Below are 19539 nucleotides of genomic sequence, written 5' to 3'. Positions count from 1 at the left end.
TGCGCATATTGAAATTATCGGCGGGCAACTACTCCCGCCACCCATGAGGAGAATCAGGCAGCCCCCGGACGGTTGATCGTCAGGAAATGTCGGACGACTGGTCTTTCCGAGCCTGAATGATACGTCAGAACCTTGCTCTGCAGGTCAGCATCCGCTTGCGACACACGCTTGTGCTGGCGCAGATGCTCGGCCCAGGACTCCACCATGAACCATTCGACAATCTTTTGAGGATTGGCGGAATCCTCGGTGATGCCCCAGCCGTAGGCTCCATCGCGGCGACGTTCCTCGGAGAGTTCGTCGATTGCGCGAAGGAAGGCAGTGCGGTGATGTTTTTCCACCTGGTACTCGATGAGGATCAGGACTGGGCCACGGTCATGGGCGACCGGTTCTGCGACCAGCGGTTCTGGCCAATGGTTTGAGGCCATGAGATCAGCATCGCCGGCCGGCAGTTTGATGCGATGCATGATGATACCAGCGACCAACAGGCCTGCAGCGCCGATCAGCAGTGTACCGGGTACGCCGGCAACTTCACCGACTGTGCCCCAGCCGATGCTGCCGGCCGTCATTGCGCCGTTGAAGACGGTCAGATAGACGGCAAGGCCACGGCCTCGCACCCAGTTGGGCAGGATTGCCTGGGCCGCGCCGTTAAGAGTCGTCAGCGCGGTGATCCATGCGCCCCCGAGGAAAAGCAGGACGATGATGGCGACCCATTGCGGCGGGGCGAGCGAGAGCGCTGCCATAACGAGAGCCGTAATGACTGCGGCGCCGAGAAGCAGTCGATCGGAGTCGAAGCGTTCACGCAACTTCGGCATGACGAGCGCACCGCCGATGGCACCAGCACCGACCGCACCAAGCAGAATTCCGTAGAAGCCGGCATCTCCGCCAAGCAATTGCCTGGCGACGAGCGGCAGTAGTGCCCAGACGGCGCTGGCGAAGGCGAAGAAGATTGCCGCGCGCAGAAGCACGACATGCAGCGGACGGCTGGCTCTGGTATAACGAAGACCGGCACGGAATGCGCCAAGGAAGCCCTCGGCGAGCGCGTCATCGGCATTCTTTGCTCGTGGCCACCAGACCAGGGCAGCGATGACAACGAAATAGCTTGCGACATCGGCGCCATAAGTAATGCCGGCCCCAAAAGCTGCCAGAAGCAGGCCACCGGCAGCAGGTCCTATCGAGCGGGCAATGTTAATGCCGAGCGAATTGAGGGCGACGGCGCTCTTTACATCCTCCCGCTTTACCAGTTCCGGCACGATCGCCTGCCAGGTGGGGCCCATCAGCGCAGCACCAATGCCGCCGAGGAAGGTAAGTCCGATCAGAGCACTGACAGAAAGCATTCCGGTGTGTGCCAGAACCATCAGCGTGATGCTGACTGAGGCGAGCAGGAATTGCACGGCGATCAGGAACTTGCGGCGGTCGAGGATGTCGGTCAGCACGCCGGCCGGAATGGCGAGAAGGAAGATCGGCAATGTGCCGGCCGCCTGAACCAGCGCCACGGCAGCAGGCGAGGCCGAGAGGTCCGTCATCAGCCAGGAACTTGCGACATCGCGCATGAAACTGCCTGTGTTGCCGAGCACCGTGGCTGTCCAAAGAACTGCGAAGACAGGTTGAGCGAGTGGGGCGAAACTGCCCCCTGAGGATCTTGCGGGGCTCATTTGCCCGCTCCTTTGGTGAGATCAACGGCGGCGACGAGAACGAAGGCGCCGGTCAGGCCCAGATGTTCGAAAAAGGCATTCGTTGCCATCATCCGCTCCATGCCAGGGGCGAGTTCCCAGAAACGCAGCGCCACGAGGGTTGCGAGAAGCGTAAACCCGGACAATGCCAACGCCCCTGCCCAACGCAGCAGGCCCGAGACCACCATTGCGGAAGCGGTGAGCTCAAAGAGGATCACAGCCACGGCAAAGAAAGGAGCCGGATGCAGGCCGAAATGGTCCATCTCGGCGATCGCGCCATTGAAATCTGCGATCTTGAAAAGCGGTCCCTGGATATAGGCCGCGCAAAGCGCCAGAAGCGCAACCGTGCGCGTGGTGGGAGCGGTGACGACTGCTGCGAGCGCGCTCCCCTCTTTTTTGAATGATGCTTGGTCAGTCATGTCTGCTCCTTTGAATGTGGCCGGTCGTAAAAAACGGCGCTCTTTATGGCTGTTGGAGCGATATTGGCTGGAATTATTGCCGCCAACAATTGCATCAATAATTTCGTATTAATTGCGAAATTTGCAATTAAGTCGGAGATGGAAACGGGGCAGCGGTGATACGCTGCCCGCGCTAGACGTCTATGGTCGTGATGGGTCTCAGACGGCCCAGCAGGAGCAACCAAGCGCGCCAAAGAAGCCCTTCAGGTCGGCGATCGGCAGTTTCGAAGTCCAAGCGCCGGCATGGTCATGGCCGTGGACACCGCAGTCGTTGGCGCAGCCGCAGGAAGCGATCGCGGTACGGCGCAGCGAGTGGCGACCAGCGCCTTCCGGTTCGCCCCAGGCGGCATAACCACCAAACTTTCTGACCGGCGACCAGTCGGGCATGGCCGGAGGCACGTCGCTTTCGTCGAGCGCCTTGAAATCGCCGGCGCCATAGACGACCTTGCCGCCGACCATGGTGAGATCCGATGTCAGGTAGGAGATCTCGTCTTCGGCGCAGGAGAAGAAGTCCTTGTCCGGCACCACGAGATCGGCGAACTGACCCTTCTCGATACGGCCCTTCTTGCCTTCCTCATTCGAGAACCAGGTCACCTTTTCCGTCCACATCCTGAGGGCCGTTTCGCGGTCGAGGCAGTTCGCACGTGGATAAAGCTGCATGCCGCCCACAGTCTTGCCGGTCACCATCCAGGCAAGCGAAACCCAGGGGTTGTAGGAGGCGACGCGCGTGGCGTCAGTGCCGGCCGAGACGTTGACGCCTTTGTCGAGCATGCGGCGGATCGGCGGGGTGGCTTCAGCGACGCCGTGGCCATAGCGCTCCACGAAATATTCACCCTGAAAGGCCATGCGATGCTGGGTGGCGATGCCGCCGCCAAGTGCCGCGATGCGGTCGATGGAGCGCTCCGAGATCGTTTCGGCATGGTCGAAGAACCAGTTCAGGCCCTCGAGCGGAATATCCTTGTCGACCTTCTCGAAGACGTCGAGCGCGCGCGAGATGGTTTCGTCATAAGTGGCGTGCAGACGCCAAGGCCAGCGGTTCTGAGCCAGCACCCGAACGACCTCTTCGAGCTCGCCTTCCATTTCCGGTGCCATCTCTGGTCGCGGCTGGCGAAAATCCTCAAAATCGGCTGCCGAGAAGACCAGCATCTCGCCGGCGCCGTTGTGGCGGAAATAATCATTGCCCTGCTTGTATTTGACCGAGGACGTCCAGTTGAGGAAGTCCTCCTTTTCCTGCTTGGGCTTCTGGGTGAAGAGGTTGTAGGCGAGGCGGACGGTGAGCTGGTTTTCGTCCGACAGTTTCTGGATGACTTCGTAGTCATCCGGATAGTTCTGGAAACCGCCGCCAGCATCGATGACGCCGGTAATGCCAAGCCGGTTCAGTTCACGCATGAAGTGGCGGGTGGAATTGACCTGGTAGTCGAAGGGCAGTTTCGGGCCTTTGGCCAGCGTCGAATAGAGGATGCCGGCATTCGGCTTGGCCAGAAGCATGCCGGTCGGGTTGCCATTGGCGTCGCGGGTGATCTCGCCGCCAGGCGGGTTCGGTGTGTCTTTTGTGTAGCCTACGGCACGAAGGGCTGCACCATTCAGCAGTGCCCGGTCATAGAGATGCAGCAAGAAGACAGGCGTGTCGGGCGCAACCGCATTGATCTCCTCGATCGTGGGCAGGCGCTTTTCGACGAACTGGTGTTCGGTAAAGCCGCCGACAACGCGCACCCATTGCGGGGCGGGTGTCACGGCCACCTGGCGCTTCAGCATGTCCATGGCATCGGCAAGCGAGCGAACGCCATCCCAGCGCAGTTCCATGTTGAAGTTCAGGCCGCCACGCACGACGTGGGTGTGGTTATCGATCAGGCCCGGCAGGACACGCTTGCCCTTGAGGTCGACGATCCTGGTGTCGGGGCCGGCGAAAGCCATGATTTCGGCATCGGTGCCAACCTCCAGAAAGGTACCGTCCTTGATCGCGACGGCAGTGGCATTCGGTTTCGAACGGTCGAGCGTGGTGATCAAACCGTGGTGGAGGATGAGGTCGGCGAACATGAGATATGCTCCTGGCTTCACTATTAAGATTGATTTCAACGCTTTGCGCCGGGGCAACTGGGCATCGGCGGCCCCATCGCAAGCGAATCTCCTCTTGCGGCCTCAGCTATCAGACTTCGTCTGAGCTTGGCGAGACACGACGATGTCATTGCGGACGTCGCCTTTCGGCATATGGCCGAACATGTGCGGCTTGATCTGGTTGATCCACGACACTGCCGCGGGCTCCTTGGCGATCAGCGTTCTTGCGAAGGGAATGAGCTGTTCGCCAACCAGAATGCCAAGCAGGCCGACCAGCGCAACCACCGGCGGAGCCGGAGAGCGGACATTGAGCAGGCTGTAGACAATGCCGACCAGAAGACCGGCGCCCAGGGAAAAGAGATAGAGTTTCATTGGAGCGTCCTCGACGATGGAGGCGCCGCTTCGGCAAGACATGCTTTCATGCTGCCGAAGCGGGCCGAATGTGTTGGATGGCGGACTTACTTGGCCGGGTTCGGGCCGATGCGCTTGCCGTGGGTGACGCGTTCGTCTACGTCGTGGACCATCGTGTAGGCATAGTCGATGCCCATGCCGTAGGCGCCGGAATGCTCCTTGGCCAGCGAGGTGACCGCGTCATAGGTCTCGCGGTGAGCCCAGTCGCGCTGCCATTCGAGCAAAACCTGCTGCCAGGTCACCGGAACCACCCCGGCCTGGACCATTCGGTCCATCGCGTATTTGTGGGCCTCGGAAGACGTGCCGCCGGAAGCGTCGGCGACCATGTAGATCTCGTAGTCGGGCATGTCGTGCATCGCAGACAGCGCGAAGGTGGTGTTGCAGACTTCTGTCCAAAGGCCGGAAACGACGATCTTCTTGCGTCCTTCGGCGGCGTTCTTGGCCAACGCATCGCGAACGTTCTGGTCATCCCAGGAGTTCATGGAGGTACGTTCGAGGATGTCGTTTTCCGGGAAGACGGCGAGGAGTTCAGGGAAGGTGTGGCCGGAAAAGGATAGCGTCTCGACAGTGGTGATGGTCGTCGGGATGTTGAAGATCTTGGCAGCCTTGGCGAGGCCGACAACATTGTTCTTCAGTACCTGGCGATCCATCGACTGGACGCCGAACGCCATCTGCGGCTGCTGGTCGATGAAGATGAGCTGGCTGTTCTTCGGGGTCAGGACTTCGAGCTTCTTGGACATTTCAGGTTCCTCTTCCGTCTGCTTGAACCGCTGATGCGGCGGGTTGAACTGTGAAGCACTTTTCTGGTCGGGCGCGGGGTGGCCTTCAGAGTGCTCGTGGGTGGCCGGAGCCGCTTAATCGGTGTTAGCCGCCAATCTCTTTTAGTTCGTCTCGGCTGCTGAAATGAAACCTAGATCGGTTTGGTGGGTGGCGGAATGGCAATATTAATTCCGATTGAATTGCTCCAAATGCAATAATCTACGCGATGAAAGCCCTTTCCAGATTGCGGGCGCTCACCGGAAAAACTCTAGTTTTAATGGGGTGACAAATCGCTCAATTGTCGAGGCGGGTCTTGTCCAAAAGTCAGGTCGATTGGACGAAATGCGCTTGCGCTCGATCAAAACCTGGAAATCGCCGCGGCCCCAGGCGTGGTCCTCAGCAACTGCGCCGCCAGCTTCCAGGCGTCGTGCCGACAAGATTGGTGAAAACACGCGTGAAATGGCTCTGGTCGGCAAAGCCGCATGATATTGCGACTTCCGAAAGCGGGATATCGGGCGTGCGCAAGAGTTCTCGGGCACGCGAAACCCGTTCGTTGAGAAGCCACTGGTAAGGCGTCATGCCCGTCGTCTCGCGGAAGGCTTGAATGAAGTAGCCGCGCGAAAGGTTGCATGCCCTGGCGACGTCGAGGACAGATATCTCCCCATCGAGGTTGTCGAGGAGAAGGCTCTTGGCCCGCGTCTCCTGAACGCGCGACAGCCTTCTGGAGCGGAGCGCCAAGGGGGTCGATCCCTTGCCATAGCGCTGCACGAGGTAGCTGCCGATCGCGGTCGCCATCTGGTCGACAAATAATTGCGGCGCTTCTTCGGGGCTTTCCAGCGCGGGTATCAGCACGCGGGCAAGGTTGGAAAGCACGACGTCCTTCGACGCCGTTTCCGCAGTGAGCGAATTCACTCCGCCTAGCTCGGCCTCCTCTGCTATCCGTTCGAGCGAAGTCGGTGAAATTTGAAGGAGCAGAAAGTCGAAAGCGCCGCCAAGGTCAGCCTTGTAATGATCGGACAGGTCTCGGATGTAGATTGCGTCCCGATCGAAGGAATGATCGGTCGCGTGGTGCTCATGGAAGATACGCCGGGTATGCCTTCCGGTGGTGGATACGCCCACGACAAAACCGCGATTGCTGGCCGCGGCCTCGACCTGCTGCAGATGGCCCTCGCGACTGCCCTTGCGGAAGAAGACGATATCGGCCCCCACAATCGACTGGTCCTTGTAGAGCTTGTCGAACGGGCAGCCAAAACTGTCCGTTGGCTTTAACTGGGCGGGTTTGATGTGATCGATAGAGATGAGTCCCAAGTCAGCAACCTTCCGTTCGAAGCATTCGGCACGGCATCTCGATGCCGCGACTCACGACGGGATCGCCTGTTGAGCCGAAAGTTCGTTTACGGGCGGCCCCTGGCCTCTTCAAGACAGGTTTGCGGCAATCCGCAGAACACAAAATCGTGAAGCGCCGCAGGAGGTTAGTCCTGCGGCGCTTGGAATTTTCAGTGTCTGCCAAGGGCTCCGTCAGGCAGCAGCGGCTGGAGATTGGCTTCAATCCTATCGCGGAACGGCTCGTAGCGGGTCGGCAATTTCAGCACTTCGCCGAGATGCGCGGTGTCCTCATCACGATTAAAGCCAGGTTCATTGGTGGCAATCTCGAACAAGACCCCACCCGGCGTACGAAAATAGATGGCCCAGAAGTAGTCGCGGTCGATGACAGGGGTTACCTGATAGCCCGTATCCATAAGCGCCTTGCGCACCTCGATCTGCTTTTGGCGATTTTCGACGGCAAACGCTATATGATGGACCGATCCGGCGCCCTGGCGGGCAAAGGGCGTTTCTGGCAAGGCGGCGAGATCGATTGTGTCGGCACCATTGCCGTCCGGCATGATAAAGCGGGTAACATCCCCTTCCTTGCCCGTGCGCTCGTAGCCCATGAAGCTCAGCAGTTCTTCCGTCGCAGCCGTGTCACGCAAGTTGAGGCGAGCCCCGGAAAAACCTCGGATCGCAGCCTCGTGCGAGACATCGCCGCCAGTCCAGGCCGGTCTGGCATCATCGGCAGTCTCGATGAGCGCAAATCCGTCGCCGTCCGGGCCGTTGAAGCGCAGACGCCTGGCGCCGAAGACCGTGTCTTCCTGCAGGCCGCCAACATTCTGTGCGGCAAGGCGCTCACGCCAGAAGGCAAGCGAGCCCTTCGGTACGGAGAACTGGGTTTCGCCAACTTCGCCGACACCGGCCCTGCCGCGCATCATGTGCTCGAAGGGGAAGTAAGTCATGACTGTTCCGGCCGAACCGTTCTCATCGCCATAATAGAGGTGGTAAACACTCGGGTCGTCGAAATTCACGGTCTGCTTGACGCGGCGAAGGCCGAGCGTGTCGGTGAAGAATTGGTTGTTCTGGCGGGCATCCGACGCCATCGATGTGACGTGATGCAGTCCAGTGATATCCTTGATCATGTTCCTGGCCTTTCTCTCGGGCGTTGTCTGTTTGATGCCCAAGATGTATGTCAGTTGATCAATCCACGGAATTGCAATATTCCTTTCGATTGAATTGCTATTTTTGAAATAATCGAGATGAACGACTATAAAGCCCTGAAAACATTCCTCTTGGCGGCCGAGAAGCGAAACTTCGCCCAGGTCGCACGCGAACTCGACATGACCCCCGCCGCGGTGACGCGAGCGATTGCCGCACTGGAGGCCGATCTCGGCCTCCAACTTTTCGTGCGCACCACGCGGCAGGTGTCGCTGACGACTGACGGTGCTGTGTTTGCCGCCCAGATACAGCCGGCGATGGCGATGCTGGAAGATGCGCGCAAGGAGGTGATGAATGCTCACAAGGCCGATGAAGGGCGGTTGCGGATCAGCGCGCCGACCTGGTTCGGCAAAGCTGTGCTGCCGCCGATACTGTCGGGCTTCAGGGAGCGTTATCCAAGGATAAGCTTCGAGATTTCGCTGTCGGACGGGCTCGTGAATATCGTCGATGACGACTATGACCTGGCAATCCGCATATCCTCCCAACCGTCCGACAAGTTCACCATCTGGCGAAAGATTCGCGTCGTTCCTCGTATTCTGGTGGCAGCGCCGGGAAGCCGGTACGTGACCATGCAGCACCCGGGCGAGCTGACGCCAGACGATTGCCTTGCCTATAGCGGCGAGAGCCGAAGAGAGACCTGGGTGCTTTCGGACGGCGGATCGAGCATGACGATTTCGGCGGGGCGCTCCTTCTGTGCCAATAATGGTGAAGTGCTGGCCGACATGGCTGCCGATGGGACCGGTGTCGCGATGCTGCCCGGATTTAATATTGCCGAGCATCTGCGAAGCGGCCGCCTTGTGCACGTGTTCCAGGGCTGGGCGCCGCCCGACCTGTGGCTAACGCTCTACTACCCGCCCTATCAGGCGCTGCCACCGCGCATTGCTACTTTTTCCAAATTCTTCGAGGAGCAAGTGGCCTCGCAAATGACGCTGCTCGGCTAGTATCGAATTTGGAGTTTCAAGATATGATTGACGACGGGGGAGGCTCTTAGGAGCGCTGACATGGAGTCATTGAACGTGACTCGGCTTCTTACACTGCTCTTGAGGAGAGGCGCTCTGATGGATCCGGCGCGAGCTCTCGGTTGTGCTTCTCCAATAGACGCAAAAAGCTCTTGCGCTTTTTCTTTCCCTGAAGAAGGTCGATGTCGCTGACCAGCTTCGCACCGCCATCGCGCCGTTCCAAGGTTATCTTGCGGCTATGGAAGGCCTCCAGTTCGGCGCGGTGCGCAACGCTGACGATGGTGGCGTTCGGCAACTCGTCGATCAGCATCTCCATCATCTTGTCCTGGCTCTTCGCGTCGAGTGCCGAGGTCGCTTCATCCAGAACGATGATGTCGGGATCGTGCAGCAGAAGTCGCGCGAACGCGAGCCGTTGCTTTTCCCCGCCCGACAGCGTCTGGTCCCATGGTGCCTCCTCCCCGATCTTGTCGTTCAGATAGTCGAGTCCTGATTTTTCCAGCGCACCCTTGATTTCGTCGAGCGTCCAGTCCTCGGCGCCACGCGGATAGGCGACCGCCCTGCGGAGCGTCCCGGATGGGATGTATGGCCGTTGCGGCAGCATGAAAAGCTGTCGGTCGGCATGGAGATTGACACTGCCGTGCCCCCACGGCCAGAGCCCGGCTATCGCCCTCACCAGCGTGCTCTTTCCCGATCCCGACTCTCCAGCAACGAGCACCCGTTCGCCTGGCTCGATGGTCACCTGTGTCTCCTTGACGACGGCAGTGCCGTCGTCGAGCGATACGGCCAGATCATTCAGGCTGAGCACCACCTCACCTTCGGTTTCTCCGCGCTTGATGCGCCCCAAGGCTTCGCTCTGTTCGGCACGTTCAAGCCCGTCAAGAGACATCATCAGCGATGCGATTCGCCGTGCACAGGCGTTCCAATCCGCAAGGCGCGGGTAGTTGTCGACCAGCCATCCAAACGCGCTCTGCACGATGGCGAAGGCGGACGCCGCCTGCATGACTTCGCCAAGCGTCATGCTGCCATCCAGAAATTTCGGAGCGCAAAGCAGAACCGGTACGACCGGCGCAAACAGGCTCGATCCCTGCGACACGAGGGTCGTGCGCATATGCTGGCGTGCAAGAAGCGCCCATTGGCCGAGCACCTTGATGAACGTCCTGTCGAGGTCGTTTCGCTCCTCCTCCTCGCCTCCGAGCAGTGCAATACTCTCCCCATTCTCCCTTACGTGCGTCAGAGTATAGCGAAACTCGGCCTCCGCCTGGTTCTTTGCCTCGGAGACCTGAACAAAGTTGCGGCCGATGAGGGCCATCGAACTGGAGGTTAACCCGGCGTAGATCACCGCAGTAACGACGAGGAAACCGGGAATGGTGATAGTCGAACCTGCAACAGTGAGGGTCAGCGCCCCACCGATCGTCCAGAGCACCATGATGAAGGTCGAGGCTGACAGAAATGCAGCGATGACGCCCGCGACGAAATCGACGGGAGCTTCAGTAGCGATCCGTAGATCCTCCGCAATACGCGCCTCCGGATTGCTGTGGTCGCCGCCGATGAGGTTCAATTGATAGTAGCGGCCATTTGCGAGCCACCGCCCGATCACCGATGTCGTAAGCCACGAGCGCCAACGGCGTTGGATCATCATACGGACGGCGACCTGCGCCGTGACGAGGCCAACACTTCCAATCACGAGCGGCAGGAAGACTCCGCTTAGAAAATAGACGGCGCTTGCGTTGCGCTGTTCTATCGCGTCGAAGATGGAGCGGTTCCAGATGTTTATGCCGTACTGGAAGCCGACGTTACCACCAATGAGGATCAACAGCCCGATCGAGCACGGCCAGGCCAGCTTGTCGCCGCGGCGTCCCCAATAACACCTCGCGCTGATCCAGAAGCGCTTGAGCAGATATTTCTTCCGCGCCCTTTCGACCTCCTCGGGCGTCCACTTGGGGTCTGGCTCAACAATCTCCGGCGGCGGCTCAACCTCGGTGTTGGTTGGCTCGTCTGCGCGGATGTCGCCATTGGAGGGATTGGTCCGATCGACCGATTTCGAATTCACATTTCTGTCCACCCTCACGCGATAACGGACTGAGAACAGAAAGGTTTCTTTGGCCTTCAATCCATGTGGCTGGATAAAGCCGCTTTCATTTATGATCGCGGCGCTTGGATTTAGCCGCGATCCTGCAGGGTCCGCGTATATTTGAAATCAGGAACAGGAACCGTGCAGGAAACCCAATTGGGCCGCGTGGCCACACTGCTTGAATGCTGGACGCTCGAGACCTAGATTGGCTAAATGCTTGACCATTCGTCTCAACCGTTGTCGCCATCAAACATTCCCATGGATGCGCTAAGCGAAGTCCTGCAAGACTTTCGCTTGAGCGGGGTCAACTATGGCCGCTGCGAACTCAGACATCCGTGGAGCATCGCCTTTCCACAAAAACAACTGCTTCGTTTTCATTTTGTCAGCCAGGGTCCGTGCTGGATCCACACGGAAACCCAAGGATGGCAGGAGTTGAACGATGGCGATCTGGTCCTTCTGCCGCAAGGCATCGAACATCGATTGGCCAGCGCACCAGATGTTGAGGGCGACTCGCTTAAAGGCTGTCAGATAACGAAGGTTGGAAGCAACGTTTGCGAAGTGGTCCGCGAAGGAACGGGTGCGACGAGCACCCTCTTCTGCGGCTCCATGGCTTTGGGTGCGCATGCGCTTAACCCCTTGATCGCTCTGATGCCACCGATCATCAAGGGCTGCGATGTGGCCGGCAATGACGCTGTCGTTGGCCCCCTGCTGGCAGCTATGTCGGCGGAGGCGACGCAGCCCCAAATGGGGAGTGCGACCGTCTTGTCGCGAATGGCGGACTTGCTCGCAGCGAGGCTTATTCGCTGCTGGGTCAATTGCAGCGGAGCATCGACGACGGGCTGGCTCGCCGCCATCCGCGATCCTCACATCGGTCGTGTGTTGGCAGCCATGCATCGAGACCCCGGCCATAACTGGACCCTTGAAAGCCTCGCCGGCGTGGCAGGCCAGTCGCGCTCGATCTTTGCCGAGCGCTTCAGCGCTATTTTGGGAGAGGGCGCAGCACACTATCTCGCCCGTCTGCGCATGCAGCTTGCGCGCGAGTTGTTGGGGCAAAGCGGTTTGTCCGTTGCCGAGGTTGCTTCCCGCTTAGGCTATGAGTCTGAGGCATCTTTCGCTCGCGCCTTCAAGCGTATCACGAGGGTCTCACCGGGCGTTGTGCGCCGCACCAATTCCGGACGAATTGACATGGATTTCGGATTTTAAGGTACATATCATCCCGAACAGTTCGTTTATGACATCTCCAACCTAAGGAGATGCACGGGATGACGGACACAACATCGCAACTTGACGTAGCAGCAATTGGCCTGGATACCGCCGAGCCATCCACGTGGAGCGCGGCAACCTGGTTTGCCGTACTTTCGATGGCGGCCACCAGCTTTGCGCTGGTATCGGCTGAGTTCCTGCCGGCGGGTCTGTTGACGCCATTGGCGCACGATCTCGGAATCACCGAAGGAACAGCTGGCCAAGTCGTCACCGCCACCGCTTCGGTCGGTGCGGTCACCGCTCTTTTGAGCAATGTGCTCATCGGCAGATTGAACCGCAAGACGGTGCTGGTCAGTCTCAGTGCATTGGCGATCGGCTCCAATATACTTGCAGCGTTAGCGACCGATTTTTGGCTGTTGTTGTTGGGCCGGGCTGGATTGGGCATCGCACTTAGCGGTTTCTGGGCCCTCTCAGTTGCCGTCGTGGCGAGGCTGGTCGGCGCCAATGCGACGGGCCGGGGCATGGCTATCGTCACCCTCGGCGTGTCGCTCGCGACAATAGCTGCACCATCGTTGGGTGCCTTGATCAGCGACTGGCTGGGATGGCGCACCGCCATGGCCATGACAGCGGGGCTTGCCGCGCTTGCAATGCTTCTTCAGGCACTTAGCTTGCCAACACTGCCTGCAAGTACGAGCAACAGTCTCGCTGATGTTTTCAGGCTGACACGGCGGCGTGGAATTCAACTGGGCATGCTTGCTATCCTTTTGCTCATGACGGGCCATTTTGCTGGTTCGGTTTACGTGCGTCCCTTCCTTGAACAGGTGACGCTCCTTGAAACCAGGTCGATCGCCCTGGCGCTGCTTGGGTTTGGCATTGCCTCCGTCATTGGTAATGTCGCTGGTGGCAGAATGGCCGACGCCAGTATCCGCCTGGCGCTCGCTGTCACGGCAGCGTTAATGGCGTTTGCTGCACTTTCTTTGGTACTCTGGGGCGCTCATAGCGGTATTGCGTTCGCCCTCGTCACGCTTTGGGGCTTCGCCTTCGGCATGGCGCCGGTGGTGCTGCCCACCAATCTTTCCCGCGGGGCACCCGACGCTCTGGAGGCGGCAGGCAGCCTGATGGTCGTCTCGTTTCAGATCGCCATCAGTATCGGCGCGGTTTTCGGCGGCTATATCGTCGACCACTATGGCGCTGTTGGACCCTTGACCCTTACCGCGGTCCTCGCTGCGTCGACGGTCGCCTTGGTGTCGACGCAGCCCCGCAGTTGATCCTTACTTCCGCGTTGAGAAGCAAGGAAATCGGACCGAAGTTGCTGTGAGAGAGTGGCGCTCTTGCCTCGCTCTGGATATGAGGCCGCCCGGCGATCGTCGGAGGCCTTTGTGGTTGCAGCGCCGAACGAGCGAATTCATACAAGGAATGCAGAGGGGGCAGCAGGATAGCATCGTCAACTTGGGGCTTGTCGGGTGCCCTACCCTCAGTTTTGACGAATGTGCTGCCGCATGAGATCCTTCAGCCGTTCGGTCTCACCGGCAGCGATCGCATCAACCATCAAGTGGTGCTCCCGGCCCGACTGTTCGACGCGGGCACGTGTGCGCCATTGGGAGACCGGCGCGGACGAGGTTCTCTGGCGGATCTCGGTGATGAGATCGACGAGTTCGAGATTGCCGCCGAGCACCAGCAGCTGGCGGTGAAAGGCAAGATTTGCCTCATAGAGCTCCAGCATCGTGCCGTTCAGCGCCATTTGATCGAAGTGCTCGGCAAGCTTCCTGAGAGTGCTGACATCCTCTGTCGAGCCGTTCTGGATGATTGTTCCAGCCATGGCCGTTTCGAGAATGACGCGAATTTCGCTGACCTCCCGCGCCCGGCGGCCGTCCGGCTCATAGACGTGATAGCCGCGGTTCTGCACGTGCTCGACTAGCCGTTTCTGCGCCAGGCGATCGAGCGCACGGCGCACTTCGGGGCGGGTACAATTGTAGCGACGTTCGAGGTCAATCTGCTTCAACCACGTCCCAGCAGGCAGAATGCCAGCCAGGATGTCCTGCAGGATGAAGTCTGTCACGTCGCGCGTGCCGGGCGCTTCCGCCTTTTCTTCCATCACGACATCTGCCATGCGATCTCCCCGTTTTTCATCACCGATAGCACGCCAATCGCGGATTCTGTAGGCGTAAGAACCGCTTGAGGTTGTCCAAAATTTATTCATGCACACGGATTGCACAAATAAAATTTGTACCATAAATTGGCGCCAATTTTGGATACTATGCGAAATGAAGCCGGTTTGAAAGCCATGAAAAACACCGAAGCCGTGTGGGACATCGTCGAAGCAAAGCGTGAGGCCTTTTTTGCGCTCAGCGACCGCGTCTGGGATATGCCGGAAACGAACTATGAGGAATATCGCTCTGCCGAAGAGCATGCGCGGCAGCTCGAAACCGAAGGATTTCGCGTCGAGCGCGGCATCGCCGGTTTGCCGACAGCCGTCATGGGCGAAGCTGGCGAAGATGGACCCGTGATTGCCATCCTCGGCGAGTTCGACGCGCTTCCCGGCCTCAGCCAGGTCGCTGGACTGGCTGAAAAGCGCGAGGCGCTCGCGAACGGCAATGGCCATGGCTGCGGCCACAATATGCTCGGCGCCGGTTCCATGCTTGCGGCTGCCGCCGTCAAGGACTTCCTCGAAACAAATGGCGTCAAGGGCCGTATTCGCTACTATGGTTGCCCTGCCGAAGAGGGCGGCTCCTCCAAGGGCTTCATGGTCCGCGCCGGCGTCTTCGATGATGTCGACATCGCCATTTGCTGGCACCCGGCTGCCTTTGCTGGAGTGAACAATCCGGTATCGCTCGCCTGCAACGAGATCAATTTCCACTTTAGCGGCCGCGCCTCGCACGCTTCGGCCACGCCGCATCTCGGCCGCAGTGCCCTTGATGCCGTGGAACTGATGAATGTCGGCGTCAACTATATGCGCGAGCACATGCCGTCGACGGCACGCATCCACTATGCCGTGACCGACACAGGCGGCTCGGCACCGAACGTGGTACAGGCCAAGGCGACGGTGCGTTACCTTATTCGTGCCCGCAACCTGCCCGAGCTCCTGTCGCTTGTCGCCCGCGTCAAGAAGGTGGCCGAGGGTGCAGCCTTGATGACCGAGACCTCGGTGCGTAGCGAAGTGATCAGCGGTGACGCCAACCTCGTCGGCAATGTGCCGCTCGAGGAATTGATGTTTGCAAATCTCCAGCGTCTCGGACCGCCGGTCTTCGACGATGCCGATCGCGACACCGCGCGCAAGTTCCAGGCGACGATGAGTGCCGAGGACATCGCCTCCTCCTATGCCCGTTTCGGCCTGAAGCCGAAAAAGGACCAGCCGCTCTGCGAGGAGATCTTCCCTCTCTATGCCGGCGACAGCACGATCGTCGGTTCCACCGATGTCGGCAGCGTCAGCTGGGTCGTCCCGACGGTGCAGATGCGCGGCGCCACCTATGCGATCGGCACGCCCGGCCACTCCTGGCAGCTCGTCGCGCAAGGCAAGCTTCCAGCTGCTCACAAGGGAACGGAGCATGCCGCGAAGGTCATGGCGAGCACCGCCATCGCGCTGATTTCAAATCCGGCGCTGATTAAGGCGGCCAAGGCGGACCTTCAGGCTCGCCTCGATGGGTCGCCGTTTGTCAATCCGATCCCCGAGGACGTCGAGCCACCGCTTCCCGAAAGGCAGGCATCATGAACCAGCCCGGGATCCTCGAGCTCGTAAGCTTCGGCGGTGACGGTTGGGGCAAGGCGCTGCTTGCCGGCGCGTGGATGACTGTTCTGATTGCCCTTGCCGGCTACTCGATCGGCGCAGTCATCGGTTCGTTTGGCGCCTGGGCGAAAATATCAGGCGGACGGGGCATTCGCATCGCCGCCGATACCTACACGACCGTCCTGCGTGGCATTCCGGATCTTCTCGTCATCTATCTCTTCTATTTCGGTGGCAGCGCGGCCGTCACCGCCATCGGCCGACTGTTCGGAGCGGAGGGCTTCCTCGGCTTCCCCGGTTTCCTCGCTGGTTCGCTTGCGGTCGGCGTCACTTCGGGCGCGCAGTTCACCGAAGTTTTCCGCGGTGCCTTCAGGGCCGTGCATCACGGCGAGATCGAGGCGGCGATTGCCTGCGGCATGGGCAGGACCCTGCGCTTCCGGCGGATCATCGCACCGCTCACCCTTCGCCATGCGCTTCCGGGGCTTGGTAATGTGTGGCAGGTTGTGCTGAAGGAGTCAGCCCTGGTATCGATCACAGGCGTCGCCGAGCTCCTGCGCCAGACGCAGGTGGCCGCCGGATCGACTGGCCTGCCCTTCGATTTCTACGTCATCGCGGGCGCGATCTACCTGATCATCTCGACAGGCTCAGGTCTCTTCCTACGCGGTGCCGAAAGGCACTTCTCGCGCGGCGTGAGGAGGGGCTAATGGACTGGTCGTTTCTCTTCGAGACATTCGTCAGCCTGGTCTCGGCAATCCCGCTGACGCTCGAGCTTGCCGCAACCTCGATCGTGCTTGGGGCGATGCTGGCGCTTGCGATCGCGCTTTGCCGTCTCTCCGGCATTGCGCCGCTTGAATGGTTCGCGCGCAGTTATGTCTTCGTCTTCCGTGGCACGCCGCTGCTCGTACAGATCTTCCTGATCTACTACGGCCTCGGCCAGTTTCCGGCCGTGCGCCACAGCATTTTCTGGCCGTTTCTACGCGACGCCTACTGGTGTGCGGTATTGGCGCTGACGATGAACACTGCGGCCTATGCAAGCGAAATTATCCGTGGTGGTCTGCTCTCGGTTCCGTTCGGCCAGATTGAGGCAGCGCGAGCCTGCGGCATGCCGCGGCTCATGCAGTTCCGTCGCATCGTGCTGCCGCTGGCGATCCGCCAGGCCTTGCCGGGCTACAGCAACGAGATGATCGCAATGGTCAAGGCAACCTCGCTTGCCTCGATCATCACACTGATGGAAGTGACCGGTGTTGCGGCGCGCATCATCTCGGAGTCCTATCGGGCGATCGAGGTCTTCATCGTCGCCGGCGCGATCTATCTTGCGATCAACTTCCTGCTGACGCGCCTTGTCCATCTCGTCGAATACTGGCTGAGCCCGCACCTGCGCCAGCCCGTTCCCCACCACCCGGCAGTCCCGGCTGCTCCCGCACTTGAAGGAGACGCCCGATGACAGTGGCGAACGCCTCCCCTTCCCCAATCGCGCTCAGCGTCAAGAACTTGCACAAGAGCTTCGGTCCCGTCGAGGTGCTGAAAGGCATTTCGCTCGATGCACACGAAGGTGATGTGGTCTCTATCCTCGGCTCGTCCGGCTCCGGAAAGTCTACCTTCCTGCGGTGCATCAACCTGCTTGAGACGCCAAACTCCGGCGAAGTGACCGTTGCCGGCGAGACGATCCGAATGGTGCCCGATGCCAGGAACGGCAGCCGTCCGGCCGACCGCAGCCAGGTCGATCGCATCCGCTCTCAGCTCGGCATGGTGTTCCAAAGCTTCAATCTCTGGACCCATAAGACCGTACTCGAGAATGTCATCGAGGCGCCGGTTCATGTGCTCGGTCGGTCTCGGGCGGAATGCGTCGAGGAAGCCGAAGCGCTGCTTGCCAAGGTCGGCATTGCTGAGAAGCGCAATTTTTATCCGGCCCACCTTTCTGGCGGCCAGCAGCAGCGGGCCGCAATCGCACGGGCGCTCGCCATGCGGCCGAAAGTCATGCTCTTCGACGAGCCGACTTCCGCGCTCGATCCCGAGCTCGTCGGCGAGGTTCTGCGCGTCATGCGTGCGCTCGCCGAGGAAGGCCGCACGATGCTGGTCGTCACCCACGAGATGGGCTTTGCCCGCGACGTCTCAAGCCGTGTCGTCTTCCTGCATCAGGGCCGCGTCGAGGAAGACGGCAAGCCGCAGGAGGTGTTCGCCAGTTCGCGCTCGGACCGTTTCCGTCAGTTCATCAGCAAGTAAATCTCTCAACCCAAACCAACAAAAGGGGAGCAAAACATGACAATTCTTTCGAGGGCACTTTTGACAGCAGCCGCAACGGCACTTGTTGCCACCGCCGGTGTTGCACACGCCGAAGAGAAGAAGTGGACGACCGTGACGATCGCCACCGAAGGCGCCTTCAAGCCCTATAATTTCACCAAGCCCGACGGCTCGCTCGACGGCTACGAAATCGAGCTGACAAAGTATCTCTGCGACCACATGAAGGTCGAGTGCAAGATCGTCGTGCAGAACTTCGACGGCATGATCCCGGCGCTCAATGCCGGCAAGTTCGACGCCATTATTTCCGGCATGTCGGCAACCACCAAGCGCGAGGAAGTCATCGCCTTCAGCAATTCGTACGGTTCCACCGGCCAGGCGTTCGCGACCGCCAAGGAAGGCGAGCTCGCAAACCTGCCAGAAAAGGGCGAGGTCTTCTCGCTTGCCAGCGACGAGGCCGGGGCTGCCGCCGAAATCGAAAAGATCAAGCCTGCCCTGCAGGGCAAGATCATCGGCGTTCAGACCGCGTCGACCGCGGCGACCTTCGTCGACAAGTATTTGAAGGGCGTCGTCGAGGTTCGCGAATACAAGACGACGGAAGAACATGATCTCGACCTCAAGGCCGGCCGCGTCGATCTGGTGATGGCGTCCATGGCCTATTTGACGACGGCCTCGGCAAAGCCGGGCAACGAGGAAATGACGACTACCGGACCGCGCTTCCAAGGCGGCTTCCTCGGTCGCGGCAGCTCTGTTGGCCTGCGCAAGTCCGACACCGAGCTGAAGGCTATGTTCAACGACGCCATCGAGGCCGCCAAGGCCGACGGCACGATCAAGACGCTTTCAGAAAAGTGGTTCGGCTTCGACGTTACGCCGAAGTGAGTGGAAGCGTTCACAACGATGGGCCCGGCGGGACTCCCTGCCGGGTCGCGACAGCGGAGCTTAAAACTCAGCGTCACGGCAGGGGTTGAAACGCGGACCGACTGCCCCACGACCGCATATTCTGTTTCTAGCCGAACTCGCAATCAGTCATTGTCCTTGCAACCGATCGGCGGCCTGCCCTCGCCTTGCCAGCGACCGTGCAATGTCGACGATGTCGTCGCGGCCAGCGGTCGGGTCTTCTCTGTTCCAGGCAATGCCAAGCCCGATCCTAAAGTCGATCCCGCTTACCTTCTTCAGCTCAAAGCCGCGATTGGGAAGATCAAGCGTCCATTCCGGCGCAAAGCCGATGCCTAGCCCGGCAGAGACCAGCGACACCAGCGCATAGGTGTCATCGCAGCTGAAGGCAATGTTGGCGGTGAGGTCGTATTCGGCGAACTTCTCATTGAAGTATCGTTCCGAAAACGACAGGTTCTGCCGGTTGAAGGCGATGATCTTCTGAGTGCGCAGATCATCGATGCTGATCTCGTCCCTGGCTACCAGTGGATTGGCATGGCCAACCGCCAGGTAGTAGCGCTCATGCGCAAGCGAG

Annotated in this window: 18 protein-coding genes; 8 read left to right on the top strand and 10 right to left on the bottom strand. The window is 59.9% G+C overall.

Annotation, left to right across the window (positions count from 1 at the left end):
- Positions 1 to 53: 53 nt before the first annotated feature.
- From C934_RS0108355 to C934_RS0108325, 7 genes are all read right to left on the bottom strand, one after another.
- A complete protein-coding gene (locus tag C934_RS0108355) occupies positions 54 to 1652 on the bottom strand; it encodes an MFS transporter (protein WP_026371668.1) in 1599 nt (532 codons plus the stop codon).
- Positions 1649 to 2089, bottom strand: coding sequence for a DoxX family protein (locus tag C934_RS0108350; protein WP_018856259.1), 441 nt, complete (start codon positions 2087 to 2089; stop codon positions 1649 to 1651). Before C934_RS0108350 ends, C934_RS0108355 begins: the two co-directional genes overlap by 4 nt.
- A gap of 198 nt (positions 2090 to 2287) precedes the next feature.
- Positions 2288 to 4165, bottom strand: a complete 1878-nt coding sequence (locus tag C934_RS0108345) for an amidohydrolase (RefSeq protein WP_018856258.1) — start codon at positions 4163 to 4165, stop codon at positions 2288 to 2290.
- A gap of 102 nt (positions 4166 to 4267) precedes the next feature.
- Complete coding sequence (locus C934_RS0108340) at positions 4268 to 4555, bottom strand: XapX domain-containing protein (RefSeq protein ID WP_037089501.1); 288 nt, start codon at positions 4553 to 4555, stop codon at positions 4268 to 4270.
- A gap of 86 nt (positions 4556 to 4641) precedes the next feature.
- Complete coding sequence (locus tag C934_RS0108335; RefSeq protein WP_018856256.1) at positions 4642 to 5334, bottom strand: hydrolase; 693 nt, start codon at positions 5332 to 5334, stop codon at positions 4642 to 4644.
- Positions 5335 to 5749: 415 nt separating this feature from the next.
- Complete coding sequence (locus tag C934_RS0108330; RefSeq protein ID WP_018856255.1) at positions 5750 to 6661, bottom strand: helix-turn-helix transcriptional regulator; 912 nt, start codon at positions 6659 to 6661, stop codon at positions 5750 to 5752.
- Positions 6662 to 6849: 188 nt separating this feature from the next.
- Positions 6850 to 7803, bottom strand: coding sequence for a VOC family protein (locus C934_RS0108325; protein ID WP_018856254.1), 954 nt, complete (start codon positions 7801 to 7803; stop codon positions 6850 to 6852).
- Positions 7804 to 7920: 117 nt separating this feature from the next.
- Between C934_RS0108325 and C934_RS31740 the strand changes: the two genes are divergently transcribed.
- Positions 7921 to 8820 carry a LysR family transcriptional regulator gene (locus C934_RS31740; RefSeq protein ID WP_018856253.1) on the top strand — a complete coding sequence of 300 codons (900 nt, stop codon included), beginning with the start codon at positions 7921 to 7923 and terminating at the stop codon, positions 8818 to 8820.
- Between the two features lie 88 nt (positions 8821 to 8908).
- Here C934_RS31740 and C934_RS0108315 read toward each other — a convergent pair whose 3' ends face one another.
- Positions 8909 to 10888: an ABC transporter ATP-binding protein/permease gene (locus tag C934_RS0108315; RefSeq protein ID WP_442965920.1), complete on the bottom strand. Its 1980-nt coding sequence runs from the start codon at positions 10886 to 10888 to the stop codon at positions 8909 to 8911.
- 234 nt (positions 10889 to 11122) lie between these two features.
- Between C934_RS0108315 and C934_RS0108310 the strand changes: the two genes are divergently transcribed.
- Positions 11123 to 12112, top strand: coding sequence for an AraC family transcriptional regulator (locus C934_RS0108310; RefSeq protein ID WP_026371665.1), 990 nt, complete (start codon positions 11123 to 11125; stop codon positions 12110 to 12112).
- Between the two features lie 59 nt (positions 12113 to 12171).
- A complete protein-coding gene (locus tag C934_RS0108305; protein WP_018856250.1) occupies positions 12172 to 13380 on the top strand; it encodes an MFS transporter in 1209 nt (402 codons plus the stop codon).
- A 206-nt stretch (positions 13381 to 13586) separates the two neighbouring features.
- Here C934_RS0108305 and C934_RS0108300 read toward each other — a convergent pair whose 3' ends face one another.
- Positions 13587 to 14222: a GntR family transcriptional regulator gene (locus tag C934_RS0108300; RefSeq protein WP_018856249.1), complete on the bottom strand. Its 636-nt coding sequence runs from the start codon at positions 14220 to 14222 to the stop codon at positions 13587 to 13589.
- A gap of 174 nt (positions 14223 to 14396) precedes the next feature.
- Here C934_RS0108300 and C934_RS0108295 point away from each other — a divergent pair, with 174 nt between their 5' ends.
- The 5 genes from C934_RS0108295 to C934_RS0108275 are packed head-to-tail and all read left to right on the top strand — an operon-like array spanning position 14397 to position 18950.
- On the top strand, positions 14397 to 15821 hold the full coding sequence (locus tag C934_RS0108295) for a M20 family metallopeptidase (protein ID WP_026371664.1): 1425 nt from the start codon (positions 14397 to 14399) through the stop codon (positions 15819 to 15821).
- Entirely contained in the window at positions 15818 to 16537 is a 720-nt protein-coding gene (locus C934_RS0108290; protein ID WP_018856247.1) for an ABC transporter permease, read from the top strand. Before C934_RS0108295 ends, C934_RS0108290 begins: the two co-directional genes overlap by 4 nt.
- Entirely contained in the window at positions 16537 to 17277 is a 741-nt protein-coding gene (locus C934_RS0108285; RefSeq protein WP_018856246.1) for an ABC transporter permease, read from the top strand. The genes C934_RS0108290 and C934_RS0108285 overlap by 1 nt, the downstream gene beginning before the upstream one ends.
- Positions 17274 to 18056 carry an ABC transporter ATP-binding protein gene (locus tag C934_RS0108280; protein ID WP_018856245.1) on the top strand — a complete coding sequence of 261 codons (783 nt, stop codon included), beginning with the start codon at positions 17274 to 17276 and terminating at the stop codon, positions 18054 to 18056. The genes C934_RS0108285 and C934_RS0108280 overlap by 4 nt, the downstream gene beginning before the upstream one ends.
- 36 nt (positions 18057 to 18092) lie before the next feature.
- Positions 18093 to 18950, top strand: a complete 858-nt coding sequence (locus C934_RS0108275) for a transporter substrate-binding domain-containing protein (RefSeq protein WP_018856244.1) — start codon at positions 18093 to 18095, stop codon at positions 18948 to 18950.
- Between the two features lie 147 nt (positions 18951 to 19097).
- Here C934_RS0108275 and C934_RS31735 read toward each other — a convergent pair.
- Positions 19098 to 19539 (bottom strand): LysR substrate-binding domain-containing protein (locus tag C934_RS31735; RefSeq protein WP_018856243.1); only part of this gene is annotated, 442 nt, incomplete at its 5' end.

Origin of the sequence: Rhizobium sp. 42MFCr.1, from assembly GCF_000377185.1 — a bacterium.
GTDB classification, from domain to species: Bacteria; Pseudomonadota; Alphaproteobacteria; order Rhizobiales; family Rhizobiaceae; genus Rhizobium; species Rhizobium altiplani.
The sequence above is the reverse complement of the archived record's forward strand: the minus strand, read 5'-3'. Positions and strand labels throughout refer to the sequence as shown.

Coding starts and splice junctions, on each gene's coding strand:
- C934_RS0108355 (WP_026371668.1), bottom strand. CDS start 1,652: ATGAGCCCCGCAAGATCCTCAGGGGGCAGTTTCGCCCCACTCGCTCAA.
- C934_RS0108350 (WP_018856259.1), bottom strand. CDS start 2,089: ATGACTGACCAAGCATCATTCAAAAAAGAGGGGAGCGCGCTCGCAGCA.
- C934_RS0108345 (WP_018856258.1), bottom strand. CDS start 4,165: ATGTTCGCCGACCTCATCCTCCACCACGGTTTGATCACCACGCTCGAC.
- C934_RS0108340 (WP_037089501.1), bottom strand. CDS start 4,555: ATGAAACTCTATCTCTTTTCCCTGGGCGCCGGTCTTCTGGTCGGCATT.
- C934_RS0108335 (WP_018856256.1), bottom strand. CDS start 5,334: ATGTCCAAGAAGCTCGAAGTCCTGACCCCGAAGAACAGCCAGCTCATC.
- C934_RS0108325 (WP_018856254.1), bottom strand. CDS start 7,803: ATGATCAAGGATATCACTGGACTGCATCACGTCACATCGATGGCGTCG.
- C934_RS31740 (WP_018856253.1), top strand. CDS start 7,921: ATGAACGACTATAAAGCCCTGAAAACATTCCTCTTGGCGGCCGAGAAG.
- C934_RS0108310 (WP_026371665.1), top strand. CDS start 11,123: ATGCTTGACCATTCGTCTCAACCGTTGTCGCCATCAAACATTCCCATG.
- C934_RS0108305 (WP_018856250.1), top strand. CDS start 12,172: ATGACGGACACAACATCGCAACTTGACGTAGCAGCAATTGGCCTGGAT.
- C934_RS0108300 (WP_018856249.1), bottom strand. CDS start 14,222: ATGGCAGATGTCGTGATGGAAGAAAAGGCGGAAGCGCCCGGCACGCGC.
- C934_RS0108295 (WP_026371664.1), top strand. CDS start 14,397: ATGAAAAACACCGAAGCCGTGTGGGACATCGTCGAAGCAAAGCGTGAG.
- C934_RS0108290 (WP_018856247.1), top strand. CDS start 15,818: ATGAACCAGCCCGGGATCCTCGAGCTCGTAAGCTTCGGCGGTGACGGT.
- C934_RS0108285 (WP_018856246.1), top strand. CDS start 16,537: ATGGACTGGTCGTTTCTCTTCGAGACATTCGTCAGCCTGGTCTCGGCA.
- C934_RS0108280 (WP_018856245.1), top strand. CDS start 17,274: ATGACAGTGGCGAACGCCTCCCCTTCCCCAATCGCGCTCAGCGTCAAG.
- C934_RS0108275 (WP_018856244.1), top strand. CDS start 18,093: ATGACAATTCTTTCGAGGGCACTTTTGACAGCAGCCGCAACGGCACTT.